This is a genomic window from Romboutsia sp. 13368 (assembly GCF_018336475.1).
Taxonomy (GTDB): domain Bacteria; phylum Bacillota; class Clostridia; order Peptostreptococcales; family Peptostreptococcaceae; genus Romboutsia.
In genome coordinates, this window is sequence record NZ_CP048741.1 from 661,901 (window position 1) to 663,127 (window position 1,227).

Genomic DNA, 1,227 nt, shown 5'->3' on the forward strand with positions numbered 1-1,227 from the left:
CATAGTTAATTAAATAAAAAAGCTATCTTAAAGTAAATTATTACTTAAAGATAGCTTTTTCTTATAAGAAATTTATGAATTTATTGTTATGAATTTTATATAATAAAAAATGATGCAGCTATAATCAAATAAACAGCTAGTAACTGAACACCTTCAAGCCAGTTAGATTCTCCATCATGAGAAACTCTGTTAGCTATTATTACTGATGCGATAAGTGCTATTAACTCAAATGGATTAAATACTATACTCATAGGTTTGAAAAATAAACTTATAAATATTAAAACTGGAGCAACAAATAAGATTATTTGTAAACTAGAACCTATAGCTATTTCGAGTGCAACATCCATTTTATCCTTTCTAGCCATAACAATTGCTGTGGTATGTTCTGCAGCATTTCCTATTATAGGAATTAATATTATTCCTACGAAAAATTCACTCCAACCTAACTTTTCAGTTAGCGGTTCTATACCATTTACTAAAAATTCACTTTCTATAGCTATAAGAACAGTTGAAATTACTAATACTAATATAGCTTTTTTTAATGACCATTTAGGAGTACCTCCTTGTTCCTCATCATTGTTATTATATAGATGTTTATGAGTACTAAATGAGAAAAATAAACTAAGTGCATATATTATAATCATTACTACAGCGACAAATATACTTAATCCTTCGTATCTAGTATTAAGAAGTTTAGGGTCTACTGTATGAGTAAATAAAGCTGGGATACATAATCCTAAAACGGCAAACAGTAGCATAGTTGATGAAACTTCTGATACCTTTTGATTAAATTTTTGAGTTTTATATTTAAGACCTCCAGCAAGCATACTTGCACCAACAACAAGTAGTATATTTCCTATAACKGCTCCTGCGATAGATGATTTTACAACCTCAAACAAACCTTCCTTAAGTGCAAAGAATGATATTATAAGTTCTGTGGCATTTCCAAATGTGCCATTTAAAAATCCGCCGATTTTAGGTCCAGAATAAAAAGAGATTTCTTCAGTACCTTCTCCTATAAGTCCAGCTAGTGGGATTATTGATAAACAGGCAAGTAAAAACATAATTGTTCCTGATGCATTCATAAATTTAGCTATAAAACTTATAGGTATAAATACAAGCATGTATTTTAATATCTTCATTATTTAAATAAACCTCCTTATAAAAGTTTCTACATTTATATTGCCCTTTATATAAGGAAAATATATTAATTACTTAAATATAGAT

At 28.4% G+C, this 1,227-nt stretch carries 1 protein-coding gene; it reads right to left on the bottom strand.

Features of this window, described 5'->3' with window-relative positions; translation table 11 throughout:
• Positions 1-95 precede the first annotated feature (95 nt).
• Positions 96-1,142, bottom strand: coding sequence for a calcium/proton exchanger (gene cax / locus G3997_RS02715; protein WP_296647692.1), 1,047 nt, complete (start codon positions 1,140-1,142; stop codon positions 96-98).
• Between the last annotated feature and the right edge of the window lie 85 nt (positions 1,143-1,227).